At 65.9% G+C, this 23,034-nt stretch carries 12 protein-coding genes and 1 other RNA gene; 1 reads left to right on the top strand and 12 read right to left on the bottom strand.

What is annotated here, in order from left to right; all coding sequences use genetic code 11:
* Positions 1–33: 33 nt before the first annotated feature.
* From XcodCFBP4690_RS10415 to XcodCFBP4690_RS10400, 4 genes are all read right to left on the bottom strand, one after another.
* On the bottom strand, positions 34–417 hold the full coding sequence (locus XcodCFBP4690_RS10415; RefSeq protein ID WP_167394562.1) for a hypothetical protein: 384 nt from the start codon (positions 415–417) through the stop codon (positions 34–36).
* A gap of 306 nt (positions 418–723) precedes the next feature.
* Positions 724–1,209, bottom strand: coding sequence for a chemotaxis protein CheW (locus XcodCFBP4690_RS10410; RefSeq protein WP_104540881.1), 486 nt, complete (start codon positions 1,207–1,209; stop codon positions 724–726).
* Positions 1,210–1,331: 122 nt separating this feature from the next.
* Positions 1,332–2,114, bottom strand: coding sequence for a flagellar brake protein (locus tag XcodCFBP4690_RS10405; RefSeq protein WP_167394561.1), 783 nt, complete (start codon positions 2,112–2,114; stop codon positions 1,332–1,334).
* Positions 2,115–2,780: 666 nt separating this feature from the next.
* Positions 2,781–5,453, bottom strand: coding sequence for a methyl-accepting chemotaxis protein (locus tag XcodCFBP4690_RS10400; protein ID WP_104540879.1), 2,673 nt, complete (start codon positions 5,451–5,453; stop codon positions 2,781–2,783).
* Between the two features lie 322 nt (positions 5,454–5,775).
* Between XcodCFBP4690_RS10400 and XcodCFBP4690_RS10395 the strand changes: the two genes are divergently transcribed.
* Positions 5,776–5,852, top strand: a non-coding RNA gene (locus tag XcodCFBP4690_RS10395) — sX9 sRNA.
* Between the two features lie 120 nt (positions 5,853–5,972).
* Here XcodCFBP4690_RS10395 and XcodCFBP4690_RS10390 read toward each other — a convergent pair.
* The 8 genes from XcodCFBP4690_RS10390 to XcodCFBP4690_RS10360 all read right to left on the bottom strand — a co-directional run bounded on the left by XcodCFBP4690_RS10390 (position 5,973) and on the right by XcodCFBP4690_RS10360 (position 22,845).
* The gene (locus XcodCFBP4690_RS10390; RefSeq protein ID WP_104540878.1) at positions 5,973–8,222 is read right to left on the bottom strand and encodes a methyl-accepting chemotaxis protein; all 2,250 of its coding nucleotides are present in this window, start codon (positions 8,220–8,222) and stop codon (positions 5,973–5,975) included.
* 308 nt (positions 8,223–8,530) lie between these two features.
* A complete protein-coding gene (locus tag XcodCFBP4690_RS22405) occupies positions 8,531–8,749 on the bottom strand; it encodes a hypothetical protein (protein WP_146091878.1) in 219 nt (72 codons plus the stop codon).
* Between the two features lie 193 nt (positions 8,750–8,942).
* Positions 8,943–11,414 carry a methyl-accepting chemotaxis protein gene (locus XcodCFBP4690_RS10385; RefSeq protein WP_104540877.1) on the bottom strand — a complete coding sequence of 824 codons (2,472 nt, stop codon included), beginning with the start codon at positions 11,412–11,414 and terminating at the stop codon, positions 8,943–8,945.
* Between the two features lie 108 nt (positions 11,415–11,522).
* Entirely contained in the window at positions 11,523–13,772 is a 2,250-nt protein-coding gene (locus tag XcodCFBP4690_RS10380; protein WP_104540876.1) for a methyl-accepting chemotaxis protein, read from the bottom strand.
* Positions 13,773–14,051: 279 nt separating this feature from the next.
* Entirely contained in the window at positions 14,052–16,301 is a 2,250-nt protein-coding gene (locus XcodCFBP4690_RS10375; protein ID WP_104540875.1) for a methyl-accepting chemotaxis protein, read from the bottom strand.
* Positions 16,302–16,562: 261 nt separating this feature from the next.
* Positions 16,563–18,854 (bottom strand): methyl-accepting chemotaxis protein, encoded by a 2,292-nt coding sequence (locus tag XcodCFBP4690_RS10370; protein ID WP_104540874.1) that lies wholly within the window; start codon positions 18,852–18,854, stop codon positions 16,563–16,565.
* Between the two features lie 13 nt (positions 18,855–18,867).
* Complete coding sequence (locus tag XcodCFBP4690_RS10365; protein WP_104540873.1) at positions 18,868–19,629, bottom strand: transporter; 762 nt, start codon at positions 19,627–19,629, stop codon at positions 18,868–18,870.
* Positions 19,630–20,058: 429 nt separating this feature from the next.
* Entirely contained in the window at positions 20,059–22,845 is a 2,787-nt protein-coding gene (locus tag XcodCFBP4690_RS10360; protein ID WP_167394560.1) for a methyl-accepting chemotaxis protein, read from the bottom strand.
* Between the last annotated feature and the right edge of the window lie 189 nt (positions 22,846–23,034).

Raw genomic sequence — 23,034 nt, 5'->3', positions numbered from 1 at the left:
CGCCACGCATGGGCGTGGCGATGTGAGATGCGATTACTTGATGGTGGCGAGCTTCAGGCTGGCCGGCGAGCTGACTTCGATTTCGGCACGCGAACTGTCGCGCTGGATCTTGCCGAGGACGCAGACGTCCTTGCCTTCCAGGGTTTCCGGGGCAAAGCTGAACTTGCCGCGGTTGGCGCCGTCGATGCGGGCCGAGAACGTGTGGCGCGGGAACATGCCGCCCATGTACAGGAAGGTCGGCTCACCCTCCGAGCTCTGTGCGTACTTGGCCTTTTCGACCTTGCCGCACACCATGCCGTCCTTGCCGACGAAACGGGTGGCCATCTCCGGCGGAATCATTTCCTGCGACTGGGCCGACAGCGTGGGAGCAACGATCACGAGAGTAGCGACGGGGAGGAGCGAGAGCAGGAACTTCATGTGGATTCTCCAGAATCGAAAGTCGAACGGTGACCCGTTTGTGTACGCGGGCTTCCATTCAGCTATCGGCGAGCTCCGGTTCAACTTGAATGCAAAAAGCGTGAATCTCATCGCACTTCGATTCGGCAGTGCGTCGCGTGTCGGGACGCTCCTGACACCCGATGGTCGCAACTTCGCTGGCCCGTACATGGCTGCGGCCGTCAGGTGGGGACGGGACCGCCGGCTTGCGATGCGCACCCGCCGCATCGCACCCCCGACGCACCCATCGCCCTCTGACGGCCGCGCAGACCGCAGTGCCGCGTCGAATCAGGCGGCTTCTTCGGTCAGCTGCTGGTGGCCAAGTTCGGTGCTGTCCAGCAGGGTCTCGATGTCCAGCAGGATCAGCATGCGGTCGTCCTGGGTGCCGATGCCGGAAATGAAGCGGGTATCGACCGAGGCGCCGAACTCGGGGGTCGGACGGATCTGGTCGTCGTTGAGCGGGATCACGTCCGAGACGCTGTCCACCACGATGCCGACCACGCGGTCTTCGACATTTAGCACGATCATCACGGTGAAGGCGTCGTAGCGCGCTTCCTTCAGGCGCAGCTTCAGGCGCAGGTCGATCACCGGCACGATGGTGCCGCGCAGATTGATCACACCCTTGATGTAGTCCGGCGCGTCCGGCAGGCGGGTGACCGAGTCGTAGCCGCGGATTTCCTGCACCTTCAGGATGTCCACGCCGTAGTGCTCTTCGCCCAGGGCGAAGCTGAGGAATTCACCACCGGTGCCGGTGGTCGTGCTTTTGTCGTTCATGGAAACTCCGGGCGTTGCGGCTGAGTGTCGGGTGCGGCACAGGGTTGAAAGAGGGTTGCCATAGCAACATCGGCGCAGCGCCCGGCAACTTTAGGGATGCGCTGGGCGTAGTGCTGGAGGGTTCAGAACACGCCGCTCTTGCGTGCGTTGCGCTGGCGATCCACCCGGAAGATGTAGCGCTGGATGGTTTCGTCGGCGCCGCGCGGCAGGTCGCTGAACTGCATGCCCACGCGAAAACCTTCGCTGCCGTTGGGCAGGGTCTGCTTGTGCTGGCTGCACACGGTGAGCGGCAACGAGATCGGCGCGGTGTCGGGCAGCTGCAGGGTGCAGTTGCGGTAGGTGCGCTGCGGTTCCAGCAGGGGCATGCCGGCGGTGAGCGAGACCGCCAGGCCGCCGCTGCTGATATCGATCACGCGCAGCTGCAGATTGAGATTGCCGCCCTGGGCGTCTTCCTGGCGGATGGTGCAGATGGGCGAATCGGTGATCGGCGTTTCCAGCCGGTACGACTCGCGCCGCTGCATGTGGTACATGGCCTCGGGCAGGTCGGCGCGGAAGGCCACGTGGATGTCGCGCTCGATGCGCTCGGCCTTTTCCAGCCGGAAGCGGATGTTGACCCGCTCCAGCTGCGCATAGCACAGCAGGTACTTGGCGTCTTCGATGGCGCGGTTGGAGGTGTCGTTGTGGCTGCCGTCCAGGATCACGCAATCGTCGTCTTCGTCCACCTCCAGCACGGCGGTGGGCACGGCCATGTCGCGGCCGGCAACGTGCATGGTGACCACGGCGCGCTGGTCCAGCAGCTGGCGCAGCAGGCCACGGATCTGCCGCTTGTTGCGCAGCAGATAGCGTTCGTCACCTTCGGCAAGGTGATCGTCGTGGTCCAGCTCGGAGGTATCGCCTTGGGACATGGGCACAAGCACAGTGGAAGCGGGATGACGCCCGGCGGGTTGTCCCGGCGTCGCCTTGATATCGGCGGCAAACCCAAATCTTTAAGGACTGTCGCCCAACATCGTCTGCCTACCGATAGGTGTGCGCAGCTGGCCTTGTGGTTTCCGCCGGCGCGCAACGGCCTGGCAGCGCTCTTTCTCACGACTCACTGGAGGCGGTGACGTTGCTACGTTGCGTGGGACGCGGCTTGCTGGTTTTTCAGCAAAACCATCAGCCAACTGTCTGGCGCGGTGTCCTCGCCGCTTGCGGGACCGTGTGGCGGCATGGATGCCGCCATCGAGCCCCATGGATGGGTTCACGGCGTGTCCCACTAGCGGTGAGGGCGCCGCGCACTCCAGGCCTTCGCGTTTGCTGCAGGGCCCTTGCCCGCCCATCATCGCGGCACACGCTGCAAGTAGGTCCTTGTAAGCTCCTTGGCGGCATCCATGCCGCCAAGGGTCCCGCGACGGTGGGCGGGCAAGGGCCAGTCGAGTCGATCGGTGCGCAACGTTTCGGCACAGCAACCAGCAAAGCGCACGAGGCGGCAGTTTCGTTCTTCAGCAAGACCACCAGCAAGCTGCCTGGTGCGGCGTCCTTGCCGCGCCCTCGATGCTGCGATTTCGCTGCAAGCAATCGCGGTTGCCGTCTCAGCTGTAGGCGTGGCGGGCGTTGCTCAGCAGGGTGTTCAACTGGTCCTGCTGTTCCAGGCGGAACACCGCCACCGCGTCCACCAACTGCGCGGCCTGGTCTTCCATCGCGCGTGCGGCGGCGGTGGCTTCTTCCACCAGCGCGGCGTTCTGCTGGGTGGTTTCGTCCATCTGGGTGACGGTCTGGTTGACCTGGGTGATGCCGGCGGCCTGCTCGCGCGAGGCGCTGGTGATCTCGCCCATGATGTCGGTGACGCGCTGCACCGAGCTCACCACCTGCTGCATGGTGCTGCCGGCCTCCGACGCCAGCGCGGCGCCATTGCCGATACGCGCCACCGAGTCTTCGATCAGGTGCTTGATCTCCTTGGCGGCGCCGGCCGAGCGCTGCGCAAGGCTGCGCACCTCGCTGGCGACCACGGCAAAGCCGCGGCCCTGTTCGCCGGCACGCGCCGCTTCCACCGCCGCGTTCAAGGCCAGGATATTGGTCTGGAAGGCGATGCCGTCGATGACGGAGATGATCTCGGCGATCTTCTTGGACGAGGTGTCGATGTCGGCCATGGTGGTGACCACGCGGCCGACCACATCGCCACCCTGGGCGGCGACCCCGGCGGCGTCGAGCACCAGGCGGTTGGCTTGGTCGGCATTGTCGGCGTTCTGCTTGACGGTGGCGGTAAGCTCTTCCATCGAGGCGGCGGTTTCTTCCAGCGCGGCGGCCTGCTGCTCGGTGCGGCGCGACAGGTCGCCGTTGCCGGTGGCGATTTCGGTGGCGGCCGAATTGATCGCCAGCGAAGAATCCTTGATCCGGCGCACGATGCCGGCCAGCTGGTCGGCAGTGGCGTTGGCGTCGTCGCGGATGCTGGCGAACACGCCCTGCAGGTCGCCTTCCATGCGCGCGGTAAGATCGCCTTGCGACAGCGCGGACAGTAGCGCCGATACCCGCGACAGACCGTCGGCGTTATTGTCCAGCAGCGTGTTGAGCTGCTCGGCGAGCAGCAGCAGGAAGCCGTGCTTGCCATCGAGGCTGACGCGCTCGCTCAAATCGCCGGCGGCGGCGGCTTGCACGATGCGAGCGACCTCCTGTTCCACCTGTACTTCCTGGGTACGGTCGGCCCATTCGACCACAAAGCCCATGCGTTCGCCGGCCGCGCCGATCACCGGGCTGACCACCAGCCGCATGGTGCGGCCACCGACGTGGATCTGCGCGGTGTGGGTACCGGTGAGCTGGTCGAGCATGCGCGCCTGGTGTTCGGGCTTGCGGTGGAACTGGTCGATGCTGGCGTTGATCAGCGCATCGGCATCGAAATGCGGCAGGTCGCGGCGCAGCTCGTCCTGCACGCTCTTGAGCATGCGCTGCAGCGGGCGGTTGACGTAGATGATGCGGCGGTCGGCATCGGCGATCATCACGTTGGTGCTGACATCGTCCAGCGCAGTACGCACGCGCAGCGCTTCGCTGGCGATCAGGTGATCGCGCTCCAGGCGCGCGCGCAAGTCGTCGCGCATGGTGCGGGCATTGAGCAGCAGGCGGCCAAGCTCGTCGTGCCGGTCGATCTCGATGTGACCGTCCAGGCGGCCGGCGGCCACGTCGCCGAGCACGCGTTCCACCGCCACCAGCGGGCGGGTGACCATCTTGCGCGCGGCAACGAACACCACCGCGATGCACAGCGCCAGCACCACCAGCGAGAACAGCAGCATGCTGCCCATCAGCGCGTCCAGCGGGCCGTCGATGGCGCTGCGCGGCTGGGTGCCGATCACCGCCCACTGCCACGGCGCATAGCGTTGGGCGGTGACTTCGAAGGCCTGGCTGCTGCCCTTGGCGTCGCGCAACTGTAGGGTGGCGCTGGGCTGCTTGCCGTCCAGCACCGCTTGCAGGGTGGCCAGTTGATCGTCCGGAACCAGCGCCGACAGGCTGGCCGGCGTTCCCGCCGGAGCGGCGATGACCTGGCCGTAATGCTCGCCGGGGGCCATGTCGACGATGACGAAATAGCCGTCCTGGCCGAGCTTGGTCGCGCTCACCTGCGCCTTGAGCGCTGCCAGGCCCTGGGTGTAGTTGCGGCCCACGAACAGGGCGCCGATCACGTCGCCGGCGGCGTTGCGCAGCGGGGCGTAATGGGTCATGTACTGCTCGCCGAACAGCTGCGCCTGGCCGGTGAAGGGCTTGCCTGCGGACAGCGCGGCATAGGCCTTGCCCTTGCGGTCGAGCAGGGTGCCGATCACGCGCTCGTTCTGCTTGTTTCGCAGCGAGGTGGTGATACGCACGAAGTCGTCGCCGGTGCGCGCGAAGAGGGTCGCCACGCCGCCGGTGGCCTGCGCAAAGCGATCCACCGCCTCGAAGTTCAGGTTCAGCGCCTGATTGCCGACGCGCAGCGACGGCGTGTTCTGCTCGCCGATGGTGATGGTGCTGGCGGTGTCCAGTTCGCGTGCGCCACGCGGCAGCATGTCGTCGAACACGCTGCCCAGGCGCTGCGTGCCCTCGGTCAGGGTGACGTCGTACATCGCCACCGACTGCTGCATCAATCGCGTGCTCGAGCGCAGTTCGGCCTTGACCTGCGATTCGATGTCGCCGGCCGATTGCCGGTAGATGGTCAAGGCCAGCAGGCCCAGCGAGATCGCAATGATCAGGGTCAGCAGCGCGGACAGCCGCGTGCCGACGGACAGTCGGTTGAAGAAATGCATGAGGGATCGACCTTGCCCGGGGGAGGGCGTTACGGATGCGTGAATGCGTTAGCGGCCACCCATGCTCAAAATTGATCTTTTATGCTCAATTCTGCATGAAAACGTGCGATATGTTCAGCTTCGGGTGTGTGGAAGCGTTTCCAGGTAGGCGACCCAAAGACGTCCTTTGTAAATTTTAGGTGAATTTTGTAGCGGGTAAGCGGTGTCGCCTGCGGCGCACCAACTGGCTCCTTCGATAGGCAGCTACTAAAAACCGGTGCCTGCACGCCGGCAGGAGCGGTCGATGGACGACTGCGCAGCCGTCAGGCGGTTGCGGCGCGGCATGGGACACGCGTCCACTGCGGTTCCGGGCGCGCCGTTCACGCCCGGCTGACGATGGCTTGCGAGGTTCTGTCAGCCGCTCCAGCTTGCCCTTGCGGTTCGTCCATGGCCTGCGCAACGCAGCCGGGCAACGCGGCATGGTGATCGAAGCCCGCGGCCTGCGCGCCGCGGGCAAACCCGGGCGCGCACGGACGCGATTCAGAACTCCTGCCAATCGGCGGCATCGGTGGCCGGCACAGGCGCGCGTGCCACGGGGCGCGGTGCGCTTGCCGGTGCGGCGGCTGCACGCGTTGTCTTGCGCGCATGGCCAGGTGCGCTGGCGATGGCAGCGAGCTGGCGTGTCACCGGTGCCTGGGTATCGACCTTGAACACCGCCACCGCGGCAGTGAGTTGCTGCGCCTGCTCTTCCATCGCGCGGGCGGCGGCGGTGGCTTCCTCCACCAGCGCGGCGTTCTGCTGGGTGGTTTCATCCATCTGGGTGACGGTCTGGTTGACCTGTTCGATACCGGCGTACTGCTCCTGCGATGCGGAGGAAATCTCGCCCATGATGTCGGTCACGCGCTGCACGCTGGCGACGATCTCGGCCATGGTGGTGCCGGCCTGATCGACCAGGGTTGCGCCTTGCGCGACCTTGTCCACCGAGTCGTCGATCAGCTGCTTGATCTCCTTGGCGGCGCCGGCCGAGCGCTGGGCCAGCGTGCGCACCTCCGAGGCCACCACCGCGAAGCCGCGGCCCTGTTCGCCGGCGCGCGCCGCTTCCACCGCTGCGTTCAGTGCCAGGATGTTGGTCTGGAACGCGATGCCATCGATGACCGAGATGATCTCGGCGATCTTCTTCGACGAGGCCTGGATGTCGGACATGGTGGCGACCACATCGGCCACCACGTTGCCGCCTTGCGAGGCCACCGCTGCGGCGCCGATGGCGAGCTGGTTGGCCTGGCTGGCGTGTTCGGCGTTCTGCCGGACCGTGGAGGTGAGCTCCTCCATGGAGGCGGCGGTCTCTTCCAGGTTGGCGGCCTGCTGCTCGGTACGCTGCGACAGGTCCTGGTTGCCGGAGGCGATCTCGCCCGATGCCAGGCCGATCGCGTCGGCAGCCTGCTGGATGCGGCCGACGATGCCGGCCAGCTGTCCGGCGGTGGCGTTGGCGTCGTCGCGCATCTGCGCAAACACGCCCTGGTACTGGCCACTCATGCGCGCGGTGAGGTCGCCGGCGGCAATCGACTGCAACAGGCCGGAGAGCGAGGCGAGGTTGCCGTCGGCGGTGGCCATCAGGTGGTTGAGGCTTTCGACCATGAGGCGGAAGTCGTACTGGAACTGCTCGGCGTTGCCGCGTGCGCTGAAATCGCCATTGGCCGCTGCCTGCGCCAGATGCTTGATTTCGCGATTCATCGTGGACAGGTTGTGCTTGACCTGATTCATCGCGGTGGTGATTGCGGCCTTCTCGCCAGGCAGTTGCGGCATGTCTTCGCTCAGGTCGCCGATGGCATAGCGTTCCACCAGGTGGATGGTCTGCATCTTGACCTTGATGTGGGCAGCCACCAGCTCGTTGGTGTCGCGCGCCATGCGGCCGAAATCGCCGGGAAACACGCTGGCATCCATGCGGAAACTGATCTGGCCCTCGTCGTGGCGCTTGGCCATGTCCAGCTGCGCGCCGATGAGCGTGCGTACCTGGTCCTGCATCTTGTCCATGGCCTGCAACAGGCGGCCGGTTTCGTCGCTGGCATCGGTGCGCACGTCGTTGTCCAGATGGCCGTTGGCAATGGCCTCGGCGGCGCGGGTTGCCTGGGTCAGCGGACGCACCAGGCTGCGGGTGATCGCCCAGCCGAGCAGGGCGCTGATCAGCACCACCGCCACACCGCCGCCGATCAACATGGCACGGCCGCGCGCCATCGCCGCAGTGGCAGCTTCATAGGCTTCGGTGGCGCGCCGGCGCTGCAGCGCCGAATAGTCGGCCAGGGCGTTCTGCCACTGTTCGGTGGCCGGTGCGGCTTTTTGCAACAGCAGGGCCAGCGCTTCGTCGGCCCTGGCGTTCAGGCCGAGATCGGCGACCTGCGCGTTGAGCTTGCCGGCGGCGGCGCTGGCCTGGTCGATCTTCTGTCGCAGCGCGGCGGCCTCCGGCGATGCGGAAAATACGTAGAGCGTGCGTCGGCTGTCTTCGTAGGCCGTGAGCTTGTCCTTGATGATGCCGGCAAAGCGCAGATTGTCCTGCTGTGAGGTGGGCAGCACGATGTTGCGCAACTGCACGGCAACCACGGAGCTGGCATTGGTCATGTCCTCCAGATGCTGCATGATCGCGATGTTGCGATTGACCACGGTGTCGATGCGCTCGCGCGCCTGGGCCACGGTGTACAGGCCGGCGGCGACCAGCCCGCAGGACAGCAGGATCAGGGTGCCGAAGGCGAAGGTCAGCCGCTTGCCGACGTTGTACCGTTGTAGAAGAGCGATCATGTTGGTCTCCAGGAGCGAGGGGTGGAAAGGGGGAATGCATCGGCGCCGTGTCGTCCCCGCGTCGAGCCGGCCGTGGGCAGGCATCCGGCCGATCCATCCACCGACCGATGGATGTGCCGGGCGCGATGGCAGGGCGGGTCTGCATGCTTGTGGTCGGTAACGGCGCTGCAGATTCGGGCTGAACGCTGCTGCCAGGGCCACGTATGGGCGGCCGTCACCGAGGTGATGCGGATGTGCACGAGTGCCTCCAAACGCCTTATGGGAGCGCAATCAGCGATCGGCGAGGAATCGTGGGCTTCACTGTTCGATCACGTGCCAAGGCGTGACGGCTGTGTGTGCGTCGACACGGGATGCGAGAGGGCGGCGAATACGCCAGAGCGTTCGCGATGGGCGACTGGTGCGATTCGCATGGCGATCGCGGCGCCGGGATCGGGCATGGCGCGGGAAAGGGCGGTGAATACGCCAGAGCGTTCGCGATAGGCGACTAGTGCGATTTGCATGGCAATCGCGGCGTCGGGATCGGGCATGGCGCGGGAATCGGTGTTGCAGGATCTCTTGCCGCATGCCGCATGCGGGAATGCCGTGATGCGTGACGTAGCGGCAGCACGAGCAGCGCGGTCAGCATGGCAACGGACGATGCATGCCACCTGTTGCAGCGGCTGCACCGCTGTCCGCCTGCGGGCTGCGCCGCAGACGGGTTTCCTCAAGACGCTCTGGCGATCAGGCGGCCTGGCCGAAGCGGGCCGGTGCCGCGGCCTGCAGCTGGAATACCGAAACCGCGTCGCGCAGTTGCTGCGCCTGTTCTTCCATCGCACGTGCCGCGGCGGTGGCTTCTTCCACCAGCGCGGCGTTCTGCTGGGTGGCCTGGTCCATCTGCGCCACGGTCTGGCCAACCTGCTCGATGCCTTGCGATTGCTGCTGCGAGGCCTCGCTGATCTCCTGCATGATGGTGGTGACGTTGCGCACCGAATCGACGATGTCCTGCATGGTTCGGCCGGCCTGGCCGACCAGCTGGTTGCCGTGGTCGACCCGGCTGACCGAGTCGTCGATCAGGTGCTTGATCTCCTTGGCCGCAGCGGCGGAGCGCTGGGCGAGGGTACGCACTTCCGAGGCCACCACCGCAAAGCCGCGGCCCTGCTCGCCGGCACGCGCCGCTTCCACCGCCGCGTTCAGCGCCAGGATGTTGGTCTGGAAGGCGATGCCGTCGATCACGCCGATGATGTCGGCGATCTTGCGGGACGCGGCCTGGATGCCGGCCATGGTGCCCACCACCTGGCCCACCACCTCGCCGCCTTGCGAGGCGACACTTGCGGCGCCGACCACCAGCTGGTTGGCACGGCGGGCATGCTCGGCGTTGTTGCGCACGGTGGAGGTGAGCTCTTCCATCGAGGCGGCGGTTTCTTCCAGGTTGGCGGCCTGCTGTTCGGTGCGCTGCGACAGATCCTGGTTGCCGGAGGCGATTTCACTGGCTGCCTCGTTGATGGCATCGGTGGCCTGCTGGATGCGCCCGACGATATCGGCCAGCTGCGCCACCGTGGCGTTGGCGTCGTCGCGCATGCGCGCAAACACGCCATGGAACTGGCCCTGCATGCGGGTGGTGAGATCGCCCGCGGCGATCGCCTGCAACACCGTGGACAGCGCGTGCAGGTTGGCATCGGCGGTGGACATCAGGTGGTTGAGGCTGTCCACCATCGCGCGGAAATCGTACTGGAAGCGCTGCGCATCGCCACGCACGCTGAAGTCGCCGTTGGCCGCGGCCTGGGCGAGCAGTTTGATCTCGCTGTTCATCGCCGACAGATTGGCCTTGACGGTGTCCATTGTCTCGCTGAGCACGGCCTTTTCGCCGGGCAGGCGTTCCATATCCTGGCTCAGGTCGCCGATGGCATAGCGCGACATGATCTGCGCCAGCTGCATCTTCACCGCGATATGCGAGCCAACCAGGGCATTGGTGTCGCGCACCATGGTTGCGTAGGCGCCCGGGAAACGCTCGTCCTGCATGCGGAAGCTGATCTGCCCGGCGTCGTGGCGCTGCGCCATCTCGCTCTGCGCCGCCAGCACGCGCTGCAGCTGTTCCTGCATCTGGCGCATGTTGTCCAGCAGCTGGCCGGTTTCATCGCGGCACGGCGGAAGAATGTGCTCGTCCAGGTCGCCCTGCGCGATGTTGGCGGCCACCGCGGCGGCACGGCGCACATTGCGGGTAAGCCTGGACAGGGTGTACCAGCACAGCGCGGCAATCAGCACCGCCAGCAGCGACAGCCCGGCAATCGCCTGCCAGACCGCATTGCGTGCAGCCACCAGGTGGCGTTCGGACTGTCGCTGCAAGGCCTGCAGCGATGTGCGGCTGAGATCCTGCATGGCCTGGCCCAGCGTATCGAGCGCGGCGTTCCATTGCGTGTCGGCCTGCGCATCGCTGCCTTCCAGCGCGCTGCCCAGGGCGGCCAGTGCCGCGTTCGCGCGCGCCGCTTCGGTGGCGGCGGCGTCGGCCAGCGCGGGGTCTGGCTGTTCGAGCAGGCCCATGGCCTTGTCCAGCTCATGCCGGAAGCGCACATGATTGCGCTGCAGCTGACCGAGCTGCTCGCGCAGCATGGCGCGGCTGTCGCCGGCCTGCGACGGGTCGCTGGCGGCATCCAGGCGGGTCAGCGACTCGGTGGCGTCGGGGCTGTAGATCAGCGTGGCCACCACCAGGTGGTAGCTTTCGATATAGGGCGTATAGACCAGTTGGCTGTCGTCGCGCAGTGCATCGAGCGCGGTGAATGCCTGTTCGCTCACGCTGGCGTAGTCCTTGGCGGCGACGCCGGCCACGTGGCGCTGCTGCAGCGCGAGCAGTTGTTTCTGGCTGCGTTCGAAGCCGGGCAGGGCGGCGGTGGCGGCAAGCAGCTGTTGCAGGTCGCGTTCGGCACGCTGCGCCGCTGCGCTGGCGGTGGCGCCGCTGTCGACATGGGCCGCGTGCAGGTCGGTGATCAGGTCCAGCATCTGCCCGAGCGGCGCGTAGCTGCGCAACTCGTTGCTGCTGATGGCCACGCTCTCATTGAGCTTGCCGCGGTAAAGCAGCACCGGAATGACCAGCCCGACCAGCGCCAGCACCCCGATCGCGCCGAGCTTTCTGGCGATGCCCAGATCGTCCCAGCGGCGGGTCCAGCGGAGCGGAGCGGACGGAGCGGGATGCAGCGGCAGCGCGGGCGAAAGGGTCATCGGGGCGTCTCTTGGGCGTACCCTGGCTATCGGCCGATACCTGTTATGCCTTGAGCCGGTCGGCACTGCTGCCGACCGGCTCCGTTCAGCTTGTTGTGTCCGCTTGCCTCAGAACTCCTGCCAGCTGGTGTCGTTGCTGGAGGCGGTGACCACCGCGCGTGGTTTGGACGCGGCGGTACGACCGGCCGCCGCCACCTGCGCTTTCAGCGCGGGCGTCACTGCCGGGCGCGCAGGCGCGGCACGTACGGCCGGCTGCGCGTAGGCCGCATCGGTCTTGAACACCGCCACTGCCTCGGTCAGCCCAACCGCCTGCTCTTCCAGCGCACGTGCCGCGGCGGTGGCTTCTTCTACCAATGCGGCATTTTGCTGGGTGGTTTCGTCCATCTGGGTCACGGTCTGGTTGACCTGCTCGATACCGGCCGACTGTTCCTGCGAGGCGGCCGAGATCTCGCCCATGATGTCGGTCACGCGCTGCACGCTGGCCACGATCTCGCCCATGGTCTTGCCGGCGCTGTGCACCAGCACCGAGCCGTCGGCCACGCGCTGCACCGAGTCGTCGATGAGGTCCTTGATCTCCTTGGCCGCGCCCGAGGAGCGCTGCGCCAGGGTGCGTACTTCCGAAGCCACCACCGCAAAGCCGCGGCCCTGTTCGCCGGCGCGTGCCGCTTCCACTGCCGCGTTCAAGGCCAGGATGTTGGTCTGGAAGGCGATGCCGTCGATGACCGAGATGATGTCGGCGATCTTCTTGGACGAGGCTTCGATGCCGCTCATGGTCTCGACCACCTTGCTGACGATCTCGCCGCCCTGCGAGGCCACACCGGCAGCGCCGATCGCCAGCTGGTTGGCCTGACGCGCGCTTTCGGCATTCTGCCTGACGGTGGAGGTGAGCTCTTCCATCGAGGCGGCGGTTTCTTCGAGATTGGCCGCCTGCTGCTCGGTGCGCTGCGACAGATCCTGGTTGCCGGCGGCGATTTCGCTGGCGGCGCCCTTGATCGACACGGCCGACTGCTTGATGCCGGTGACGATGTCGGCCAGCTGGGTGGCGGTGGCATTGGCATCATCGCGCATCTGCGCGAACACGCCGCGGAACTCGCCGCTCATGCGTGCAGTGAGGTCGCCGGCTGCGATCGACTGCAACAGGCCCGACAGCGACTGCAGATTGCCATCGGCGGTGGCCATCAAGGTGTTGAGGCTTTCCACCATCACCCGGAAGTCGTACTGGAAGCGCTCGGCATCGCCGCGCGCACTGAAGTCGCCATTGGCGGCGGCCTGCGCCAGGTGCTTGATCTCGGTGTTCATCGCGCCGAGGTTGAGCTTGACCTGTGCCATGGTGTCGGTAAGCACGGCCTTTTCGCCGGGCAGCTTGTCCATGTCTTGGCTGAGATCGCCAACGGCATAGCGGCCCATGATCTGCGCCAGCTTCATCTTCACTGCGATATGCGAGGCCACCAGGTTGTTGGTGTCGTTGGCCATGCGGCCGTAGTCGCCCGGGAACGCATTGGCATCGATGCGGAAGCTGATCTGGCCTTCGTCATGGCGACGTGCCATGTCGGTTTGCGCGGCCAGCAGGTTGCGCAACTGCGACTGCATCTTGTGCATGGCCTTGAGCAGGCGGCCGGCTTCGTCGTTGAACGGGGTATCGACATCGTTATCCAGCTTGCCGCTGGCGATGGCTTCTGCAGCGCGGGTGGCGCGGCCAAGCGGCTGAGTTAGGCTGCGCGTGATCAGCAGGCCCAGCGCGGTGCTCAGCAGGATCACCAGCGCGGTACCGGCAACCAGCAACTTGCGCGAATCGTCCATCGACTTCAGCGCGACGGCCGATGCATCGGCTGCCATCTTGTCCTGCAGCGCGATGTTCTCGGCGATCTTGTCCTGCCAGACCTGCATGGCCGGTGCAGCCTTGGTGAGCAGCAAGGGCAGGGCTTCATCGCTGTGGCCGGTCATCACCAGATCGATGACCTTGTCGTTCAATACCTTGACTTCGGCGCGGCGTGCATCGATCTCGGCACGAAGGACTTTGCCTTGCTCCGAAGGCGGCATGGCATATAGCGCTTCGCGGGCTTTGGTGTAATCGGCACGTGCCGACTGGATGATGGCGATGAACTTACGATTCTCTTCATCGGTGGTCGGCAGCACCACATTGCGCAACTGCATGCCGATAATGAAGTTGGCATTCATCATGTCGTTGGACAAGCGAATCTTCACCATGTTCTGGTGCACGATATCGTCGACCAGATCGCGCGCAGAGGACAGGCCACGGTATCCGATGACCGCGATTGCAGCAGACAGGACGATCAGGACGGCAAACGCAGCGGCAAGCCGCGGGCCGACGTTGTAGCGTTGCAGTAGGGCATTCATGACGGGCCTTCGCTCAGGGTCAGGTAGGTGACTTTTGATGCGTCGCGCGGCGCTTGACATAATCCATGCGACTATCGTAATTAGCGGCGCCTGGTGTGCCTTCTTGAATACCTTGTCGCAAAAATTGCATAGCGTGACACGATTCGACAAATAGACGGGCCTGCTTTCACGCTGTCCCGCCGCACCGCAGCGGTGTGCGCCACCTCTAGCAACGACAAAGCCGCGCGAGGTGCATCGCGCGGCTTTGTCGTCAGCCAGTCATCGGTTTGCAGTGAGCGCTCAGAACTCTGCCCAATCCGATTCGTTGGACACCGCCGCAGCCACGGCCGCACGCGGCGCCGGCCGGCTCGCCGGCTTGGCGGCCCTGCTGGCGGGAACAGGCTTGCTGGCCGTGATCTGACGCACCACCGGGGTGGCGCGGGTCACCGACTCCAGCTCGGCCGACAGACGGAACAGCGCCACCGCTTCGGTGAGCTGCTGCGCCTGGTCTTCCATCGAGCGGGCTGCGGCCGTGGCTTCTTCCACCAGCGCCGCATTCTGCTGGGTGGCTTCGTCCATGTGGGTCACGGTCTGGTTGACCTGCTCGATGCCGGCGGACTGTTCCTGCGAGGCAGCAGAGATTTCGCTCATGATGTCGGTGACGCGCTGCACCGAGGAGACGATCTCGCTCATGGTGCTGCCGGCCTGATTCACCAGCGCCGAGCCTTCGGCCACCTTGCTCACCGAATCGTCGATCAGGCCCTTGATCTCCTTGGCTGCACCCGCCGAACGCTGTGCCAGTGTGCGCACTTCCGAGGCCACCACGGCAAAGCCGCGGCCCTGCTCGCCTGCACGTGCCGCTTCCACGGCCGCGTTCAAGGCCAGGATATTGGTCTGGAACGCGATGCCGTCGATGACGCTGATGATCTCGGCGATCTTCTTGGAGGAGGTTTCGATGCCGGACATGGTGGTGACCACCTGGCCGACCACTGCGCCGCCATGCGAGGCCACGCCGGCCGCGCCGATGGCCAGCTGGTTGGCCTGGCGTGCGTGCTCGGCGTTCTGCTTGACGGTGGAGGTGAGTTCTTCCATCGAGGCGGCGGTTTCTTCCAGGTTGGCAGCCTGCTGCTCGGTACGCTGCGACAGATCCTGGTTGCCGGCGGCGATTTCGCCGGCGGCCGTGTTGATGGCCAGAGTGGAATGCTTGATGCGGCCAACGATGTCGGTCAGGCGCTGCACGGTGGCATTGGCATCGTCACGCAAACGCGCGAACACGCCGTGGAATTGTCCGTCCATGCGGGCGGTCAGGTCGCCCTCGGCCACGGCGCCCAGCAATTGCGAGAGCTTGCCCAGGTTGCGGTCGCTGACTTCCATCATCGAATTCAGGTCGGCCACCATCACAGCGAAGTCGTACTTGAAGCGTGCGGCATCGCCACGTGCGCTGAAGTCGCCCGCAGCGGCGGCCTGCGCCAGTTGCTTGATCTCGGTATTGATCGCCAGCAGGCTGGCCTTGGCCGCGTCCATGGCTTCGTGCAGCACGGCGCGGCTGCCGGGCAGGCGGCGCGCATCCTGGGTCAGGTCGCCCTGGGCGTACTGGTTGAGGATGGCGACCGAATCGACGATGGCATCCAGGTGCTCGAAGATCATCGTATTGATGCCGACAGCCAGATTGCCGTACACGCCGGGGAAATCCTCCGGCATGCGATGGGTGATGTCTTCGGCCGCGTGCAGGTGCGACATGCGCGTGGTCTCGTCGGAGAAGCGGCGCAGCAACCGGGTCATGTCGCCGGTGGCCTGCAGCATCTGGCCGATTTCGTCCTTGCTGGTGGTGCCGATCTGCGCGCCGAGATCGCCGCGCGAGACCGCCTGGATGGCGCCCAGCGCCTTGGACAGTGGCGTGGTGATGCTGCGCGCGATCAACCAGCCGAAGGTGACCGACAGGGCCGCCATCAGCAGCGTGCCGATCAACAGCACCGCACTGGTCATCTTGAACGAGGCGCTGCTGGCGGCCACCATGTTGGCCAGCGCGGTGGATTGCTCGGCATACATCTTGTCGATGGTCTGGAACAGCACCTTGCGGATGTCGCCGGATTGCTTGTTCGCAGCCACCGCGGCCGCGTAGTCGGGATCCTTGTAGAGCGCGCGCAAGGTCTTGTTGGCTTCGAAGTAACTGGCGCTTTCCTTGGCGAGCTTGTCGTAGCCGGCCTTCAGCGGCGAGCCGGCAGCGATCTTGGCTTCCAGCGCCTTCTGCGTTTGCGCGTACTTGCCCTGGATTTCGTCCATGCGGGTCAGGAAGTAGTCGTAGCGTTCCTGGTTCTGCAGATTGACGAACTGGCCCGATTCGTAGATACGGAATTCACCGCCGAATGCGCGCAGCTCCGAGAGCCGGGTCAGCACCGGAACCACATCTTCGTTGATCAGCACGGCCTGCTGCTGCATCTGCTTCATGCGCGAGAAGCCCAGCCCGCCAAGCAGGGCAGTGAGGGCGGCACTGAGGCAGAACGCAAACATCAGCTTGCGGCGGATGGGCCAGTCGTTGAACTTGTTCATCTATTACTCCAGGGATGTCGCGTCGCAATGTTGTCCTGCACGCTAGCGGCCCCGGGGCTCGATACTTTATTTTTCAAGGATGAACGGCAGCACCGCCGCACACTGCAAATGTGCGGATTTACTGCGAAAAGCTGCTGATTTACCAGCAGCCGGCTTGCTACGACAGCCTTTGCGACTGCTGCTGCAAGGCCGCGCGTTCTGGCTCGATGCGCCGGTCACTGGCCGCGATAACCGAGCGCGACCATTGTGTCGTCGAGCGCACTATCGGGTGGCGGCCAGTGCATGCGCGCCGGGCGCGGGCGATACGTGCATGGCACTGCGCTTTGCAATGGCGTGGGGCGCATCGGCCAGCGTGAAGCGCGCCACCACCTGCGCCAGCTGACCGGCCTGATCTTCCATCGCGCGTGCAGCGGCGGTCGCTTCTTCCACCAGTGCGCCGTTCTGCTGGGTGGCTTCATCCATCTGGGTGATGGTGAGATTGACCTGCTCGATGCCGGCCGATTGTTCCTGCGAGGCCGCGGAAATCTCGCCCATGATGTCGGTGACGCGCTGCACGCTGGCGACGATCTCGGCCATGGTGGTACCGGCCTGGTGGACCAGATGCGAGCCTTCGGCGACCTTGCCGACCGAATCGTCGATCAGGTGCTTGATCTCCTTGGCAGCACCGGCCGAGCGCTGGGCGAGGGTACGCACTTCGGAGGCGACCACGGCAAAGCCGCGGCCCTGCTCGCCGGCACGCGCTGCTTCCACTGCGGCGTTGAGCGCCAGGATATTGGTCTGGAACGCGATGCCGTCGATGACACTGATGATCTCGGCGATCTTCTTGGAGGAGGTTTCGATGCCGGACATGGTGGTGACCACCTGCGCCACCACGCTGCCGCCATGCGAGGCGACACCGGCCGCACCGATGGCCAGTTGATTGGCCTGGCGCGCGCTCTCGGCATTCTGCCGGACGGTGGAGGTGAGCTCTTCCATCGAGGCGGCGGTTTCTTCCAGGTTGGCGGCCTGTTGTTCGGTGCGCTGCGACAGATCCTGATTGCCGGCCGCGATCTCGCTGGAAGCGGTATGGATGCTGCCGGCGGCCTGCTGGATGCGCCCGATCACCTGCGCCAGTTGCTCGGCAGTGGTGTTGGCATCGTCGCGCATGCGGGCGAATACGCCATGGAAGTCGCCGTGCATGCGTGCGCTCAGGTCGCCCTCGGCCAGTGCGCTGAGCAGGCGCGAGACTTCGGCGATGCTGACCGCATTGGCATCGAGCAGTGCATTGAGCTGTTGCGCCAGTTGCAGGAAGAAGCCTTGCTTGCCGTCGCTGTCGATGCGCCTGGACAGATCGCCGGCGGCAGCGCTGCGCACCACGTCGGCGACCTCGACTTCGACCCGCGCCTCGGCGGTGCGGTCGCGCCATTCGCAGACGAATCCCAGATGCGCGCCGGCGGCATCGCGGATGGCCGACACGTTCTGGGTGATGCAGGCGCTGCGGTAGTGCACGTCGCGTTGCGCTGCACCCTGGCGATCGAGGCGTTGGTAGATTTCCGCATCCTGCGCGTTGCCGATCTCCAGCAGCGAGACCGGCTGCCCGAGCACGGCCGAGCTGCGGTCGAATGCCGGTGCGCACGCGTGGATGTCCTCGGCATGGGTCTGCAACAAGGTCTGCAACGCGTTGTTGGTGTAGATGATGGTCAGGTCCGGGTCGGCGATGTACATGCCGGTGGAGGCGTTATCCAGTGCGGTGCGGATGCGCAGGTTTTCTGCAGCGATGCTGCGCTCGCGCTGCAGGCGTTCGCGCAGGTCGCGCTGCATGCGCGACAGCGCGGCCATCAGGCTGCTGGCGTGGTGTGCGGCTACCGGGATCGGCTGGTCCAGGCGGCCTTCGGCGATATGTTGCGCGGCGGCCATGGCCAGCTGCGGCTCGCCGCCGAGCAGACCGAACACCGAGCGCAGGATCCAGCCGGCCGCCAGGGCCAGGCACACGAACGCTACTACCACGGCGCTGCCCTGCTGCCACATCACGCGATGGCTGTACTGCTCGGCCTGGCTGCGGTTGGCCTCATTCAGGGCCAGGATGCGTTCGCTGATCGCACCCATGCGGGTTTCGAGCTGGCCGAACTTGTCGGTGAAATCTGTGTAGGCGGCGCTGCTGTCGGCATGCGTTTCGGCCAGCGTCATGACCTGGCCGGCCGACGCGATGTAGGCCTGCAGTGCGGGGGCGACGGCTTCCAGTTCGCTGCGCAATGCCGGGTCCAGCGGCAACTTGCGGTTGGCCTCCACCGCCTGGCGGAACTCGTCGGCATGCTCGCCCAGCGAGCTGCGCGCAGCGGCGATGCCGGCATCGTCCTGCCGTGCGGCAGCCAGCAGCCCGGCAGTGACGTCGCCGCGCAGGGCGTCGTGCATCATGTCCGCCTGCATATGGCTGCGCAGCGCGTCCGATGAGGTGACCTGCGCGGCGATGGCGTGCAGCAGGCCGCGCTGTCCGTTGTAGCCGACACCGCCCAGGGCGAGCAGGGCCAGCGCGGCCACCAGCACCAGGATGCCCAGCATGTGCATGATCTTCATCGTGCAGTCCGTGTCAGAAGCGGAAGGACAGACCGACGCCGAGTGCGTGGTCGGGCGAGCGGTCGTTGAGGCCGCGGCTGTAGACCGCATCCAGTTGCACATCGTTGCTCAGCAGCCAGGCGGAGCCGACGTCGAGCAGGGCTACGGTGCCACCATCGTCGGTGTTGGCGATCTGCGGCAGCGCCACTTCGACGAAGGACCGTACACGCTCGTTCCAGGCCTTGCCGATCACCGCACCGAAGATGCCGGCGGTATAGCGGTGGCCTTCGCCATCGTCGTCCCGGATCACCCCGGGCATCATGCCGGCCGAGACGCTGTCGCTGAGGTCCCACTCGGCCACCAGCCGGAACGATGGGCGCGCGCCATGGCCGCGCAGCGCCCGCGCGCCGCTGGGCAGATCCACATGCAGCAGCCAGGCCAGCGAGGTCTTGCCATCGTCGGAACTGGCCAGATGGTGCTTGATGCCCAGTGCAGTATCGGACATGCCGCTGCGCCTGGGCTCGCCGGGCGCATCGATGCGTTGCCAGCCATCGGTTTCCAGCCGTAATTCCCAGGTCTGGCCCAGCCCGTAGCGGAATAGCGTCGGCGTGGAATACGCGTCCACGGACGCATCGCGTTCCCAGGCGGCACTGGTTTCCACCTGTAGCCGCTGGTGGCCCACGGTGAGGCTGGATTCGACGAAATCCGGGCGATCGGTGGCGATCGGATCTTCTGCGCAGGCATGACCGGCAACGCCGCACAGTGCAAGACAGCTGACGAGAACGGATGACTTCATGGCGACCCCTGCAATCAACCAGCAACGGACGCATGCCTCTGGCGACTGCCTGCACCAGCACGCATACGGAGCGTGGGCGACGGTCGCTGTGGGGGACGCAGACGGTCGCTGTCACTCCCGCTAACGGCAATGCCAGATAAATCTTTACGCGTGGCCGATGGATGGCGCGCGGTGGCGCGGCAAGCGTGCGCAACGACAATGTCGGCGGCGCCAGTGCGCTGGCGTCGCGGCGATGTGCGTCGGTGTGCGATTGGCTTGCCTGGCATGCCTGCAGGCGCGTTCGACCACCGGGCGACGTGGGTCGATGGTCTGCAATGCCCGCTCTTGCGTCACCGCACGGCGGGCTTTTTTTCCATCGGCGCCGTCAGTGACGCAAGCTTGGCGCAACGGTGGCATCCGGACCGCGAGAATGCCGGCGTGCGCGTGCGCTCAGAAATCCTGCCACTGGCTGTCGTTGCCGGCGTTGTTGGCAGAAGGCTTGGTGGTGTGGCGTAGCGGGGCAGCCACGCGCTTGCCGCCGCCCGCTGCACGGTTGGATCGGGGCTGGGCATGCTGCACCGCGCTGCTGGCCGCGGCGGCCTGCACAGGTGCGGCTGTCTGGCCGAGTTTGAATACCGCCACCGCGTCGGTGAGCTGGCCGGCCTGTTCTTCCATCGCGCGTGCGGCGGCGGTGGCTTCTTCCACCAGGGCCGCGTTCTGCTGGGTGGCCTCGTCCATCTGGGTGATGGTGAGATTGACCTGCTCGATGCCGGTCGATTGTTCCTGCGAGGCGGCGGAGATCTCGCCCATGATGTCGGTGACGCGCTGCACGCTGGCCACGATCTCGGCCATGGTGGTGCCGGCCTGGTGGACCAGATGCGAGCCCTCGGCCACCTTGCCGACAGAGTCGTCGATTAGGTGCTTGATCTCCTTGGCAGCACCGGCCGAGCGCTGGGCGAGGGTACGCACTTCGGAGGCCACCACGGCGAAGCCGCGGCCCTGCTCGCCGGCACGCGCCGCTTCCACTGCGGCGTTGAGCGCCAGGATATTGGTCTGGAAGGCGATGCCGTCGATGACGCTGATGATCTCGGCGATCTTCTTCGAGGAGGTTTCGATACCGGACATGGTGGTGACCACCTGCGCCACCACGCTGCCGCCGTGCGAGGCGACACCGGCCGCACCGATGGCCAGTTGATTGGCCTGGCGCGCGTGTTCAGCATTCTGCCTGACGGTGGAGGTGAGCTCTTCCATCGAGGCGGCGGTTTCTTCCAGGTTGGCGGCCTGTTGTTCGGTGCGCTGCGACAGATCCTGATTGCCGGCCGCGATCTCGCTGGCGGCGGCATTGATCTGCGTGGCCGAGGTCTGGATACCGGAGACGATGCCGGTCAGCTGCGCCACCGTGGCATTGGCATCGTCGCGCATACGCGCGAACACACCTTCGAACTGTCCATCCATGCGCACGGTGAGGTCGCCCTCGGCCAGCGCGCTGAGCAGGCTGGAAATGCGTTCCAGGCCTTGCGAGGTGGTTTCCAGCAAACCATTGAGCTGGCGACCGAATTCCAGGTAGAAGCCGTGCTTGTCTTCGAGCGCCAGCCGCTGGCCGAAATCGCCCATCAAGGCGGACTGCACCAGCGCGGCCACTTCCTTCTGCGTGCTTACTTCTGCGCTGACATTGCGCCACAGCAGCATGCTGCCGCTGCGACGGCCATCGGCTGCGTACAGCGGGGTCATGGTCAGGTCCAGCGTGACCGGGCCGAAGGTGTAGCGCTCCTGGGTGGTGGATTGCAATTGCTGCAGGCGTTGCGTGCGCGCCCGGCCTTCACTGTCGCTACCGAACACATAGTCCAGCGGCTTGCCGACCACCGCATCGGCGCTGAAGCCGTTCTGGCCCTTGGCATGGAACGCGGGCTCGCCCCGCTTGAACGACGTGTGCAGCGCTTCGGTGATGAACACCGCGTTGTGTTGTTCGTCGGCCAGCAACACTTCCATTTCCGAGTGTTCCAGCGCAGTGCGAATACGCAGGTTTTCGTTGGCGATGGCGGTGTCGCGCTCGATGCGCGCGCGCAGGTCGTTCTGCATGCGTTGCATGGCGCCCATCAGGCGGCCCACTTCGTCCTGCCGCTGCACGGCGATGTGGTTGTCGAGCTTGCCGGAGGCGATCGCATCGGCCACGCCCACCGCCGATTCCAGCGGACGCACCACCTGGCGGCGCAGCAGCAGGAACAAGGCGCCGCTGAGCACCACTGCCGAGCCCAGGCCTACCAGCAGAATCGTCAACAACAAGCGGTGCGCCTGCTGCATGATGGCGGCATACGGCACCACTACGCCCAGCGCAAATCGCTCCTGTGCCTTGCCGATCTGCAACGGCACATACGCGCTGACGCTGCCGTTGGCATCGGGATCGAAATCCACCGAGTCCTTGCCGGCCTTGATCGCCTCCAGCATGCGGCGATGCCGCGCATCGGTCACCGGCTTGCCGATGCGTGCGCCATCGCGCGAGGACAGCACCACGCCGGCGGGCGAGATCAGTTCGACATAACCGCTGCGCATCGGGCGCAGCGCACCCAGGCGCTGCTGCAAGGCGGCCAGCGCCACGTCCACGGTGACCGCGCCCAGGTACTTGCCATCCTGCAGGATCGGCGTGGACAGGGTGGTCATCAGCACGGTCTTGCCGCCGATCTTGTAATCGTACGGTTCGGCCACGGTCTGGCGCAGCAGTGCACGCGGCTTGAGGTTCCAGTCGCCAAGGCCTGGGGTTTCGTAATCGGTGAGCGGTTCGCGCACCAGCTTCTGGCCGTCGCGTCCCCAATAGGTCATGAAACGACCGGTGGCGTCGTGGCCCTTGGCATTGGCGAAATCGCCGTCACTGCCATCGAAGGCCTGGGTTTCCCACAAGGTGCCCATGCCCACCCATTCCGGATGGTCCAGCAGCTGGTCATGCACGATCGCCGCGGCGGTATCGCGGCTGAGGCCACCGCTGGCACGCTGCACCAGCATGGTGGTGGCCAGGGATTGACCGGTGGTCAGCGCCTGCCCGAGTTCGCTGCCGATCTGCTCGGCCTGGTAGCGCGCGGCGTTCTGCATCGTGGCCTGCGCCGAGGTGCTCAAGGCACGGCTGCTCTGCCAGTAGGTGATGGCTGCGGTCAGGCCGAAGCACAGCAAGGCGATGACCGCAGTACCGACCATCAGGCGGTACGCCAGGCGTCCGCTCAAACGTGAGTGCGTGGAAGAGGTCATGGGCGTTGGCCGCAGAAGGAAGGGATGACCCCGCCGAAGCGGGGTGGTGCGTCTGGAACGGCTGGTAACGCTATTGCGCAGCCGCAAGGCCGGCGTGGCAGGTGCGCGGAACCTTCATGTATCGCTGGTACACCCCGGCGCTCCCGCATGCCGGCCACACCCGGCTGACGATTGCGCAGCTCCCTTTGC

It is taken from the genome of Xanthomonas codiaei (assembly GCF_002939785.1).
Lineage (GTDB): Bacteria > Pseudomonadota > Gammaproteobacteria > Xanthomonadales > Xanthomonadaceae > Xanthomonas > Xanthomonas codiaei.
This window is presented reverse-complemented; position numbering and strand designations above follow the sequence as displayed.

Coding starts and splice junctions, on each gene's coding strand:
- XcodCFBP4690_RS10405 (WP_167394561.1), bottom strand. CDS start 2,114: ATGTCCCAAGGCGATACCTCCGAGCTGGACCACGACGATCACCTTGCC.
- XcodCFBP4690_RS10365 (WP_104540873.1), bottom strand. CDS start 19,629: ATGAAGTCATCCGTTCTCGTCAGCTGTCTTGCACTGTGCGGCGTTGCC.
- XcodCFBP4690_RS22405 (WP_146091878.1), bottom strand. CDS start 8,749: ATGCCCGATCCCGACGCCGCGATTGCCATGCAAATCGCACTAGTCGCC.
- XcodCFBP4690_RS10415 (WP_167394562.1), bottom strand. CDS start 417: ATGAAGTTCCTGCTCTCGCTCCTCCCCGTCGCTACTCTCGTGATCGTT.
- XcodCFBP4690_RS10400 (WP_104540879.1), bottom strand. CDS start 5,453: ATGCATTTCTTCAACCGACTGTCCGTCGGCACGCGGCTGTCCGCGCTG.
- XcodCFBP4690_RS10375 (WP_104540875.1), bottom strand. CDS start 16,301: ATGAACAAGTTCAACGACTGGCCCATCCGCCGCAAGCTGATGTTTGCG.
- XcodCFBP4690_RS10370 (WP_104540874.1), bottom strand. CDS start 18,854: ATGAAGATCATGCACATGCTGGGCATCCTGGTGCTGGTGGCCGCGCTG.
- XcodCFBP4690_RS10410 (WP_104540881.1), bottom strand. CDS start 1,209: ATGAACGACAAAAGCACGACCACCGGCACCGGTGGTGAATTCCTCAGC.
- XcodCFBP4690_RS10390 (WP_104540878.1), bottom strand. CDS start 8,222: ATGATCGCTCTTCTACAACGGTACAACGTCGGCAAGCGGCTGACCTTC.
- XcodCFBP4690_RS10380 (WP_104540876.1), bottom strand. CDS start 13,772: ATGAATGCCCTACTGCAACGCTACAACGTCGGCCCGCGGCTTGCCGCT.
- XcodCFBP4690_RS10360 (WP_167394560.1), bottom strand. CDS start 22,845: ATGACCTCTTCCACGCACTCACGTTTGAGCGGACGCCTGGCGTACCGC.
- XcodCFBP4690_RS10385 (WP_104540877.1), bottom strand. CDS start 11,414: ATGACCCTTTCGCCCGCGCTGCCGCTGCATCCCGCTCCGTCCGCTCCG.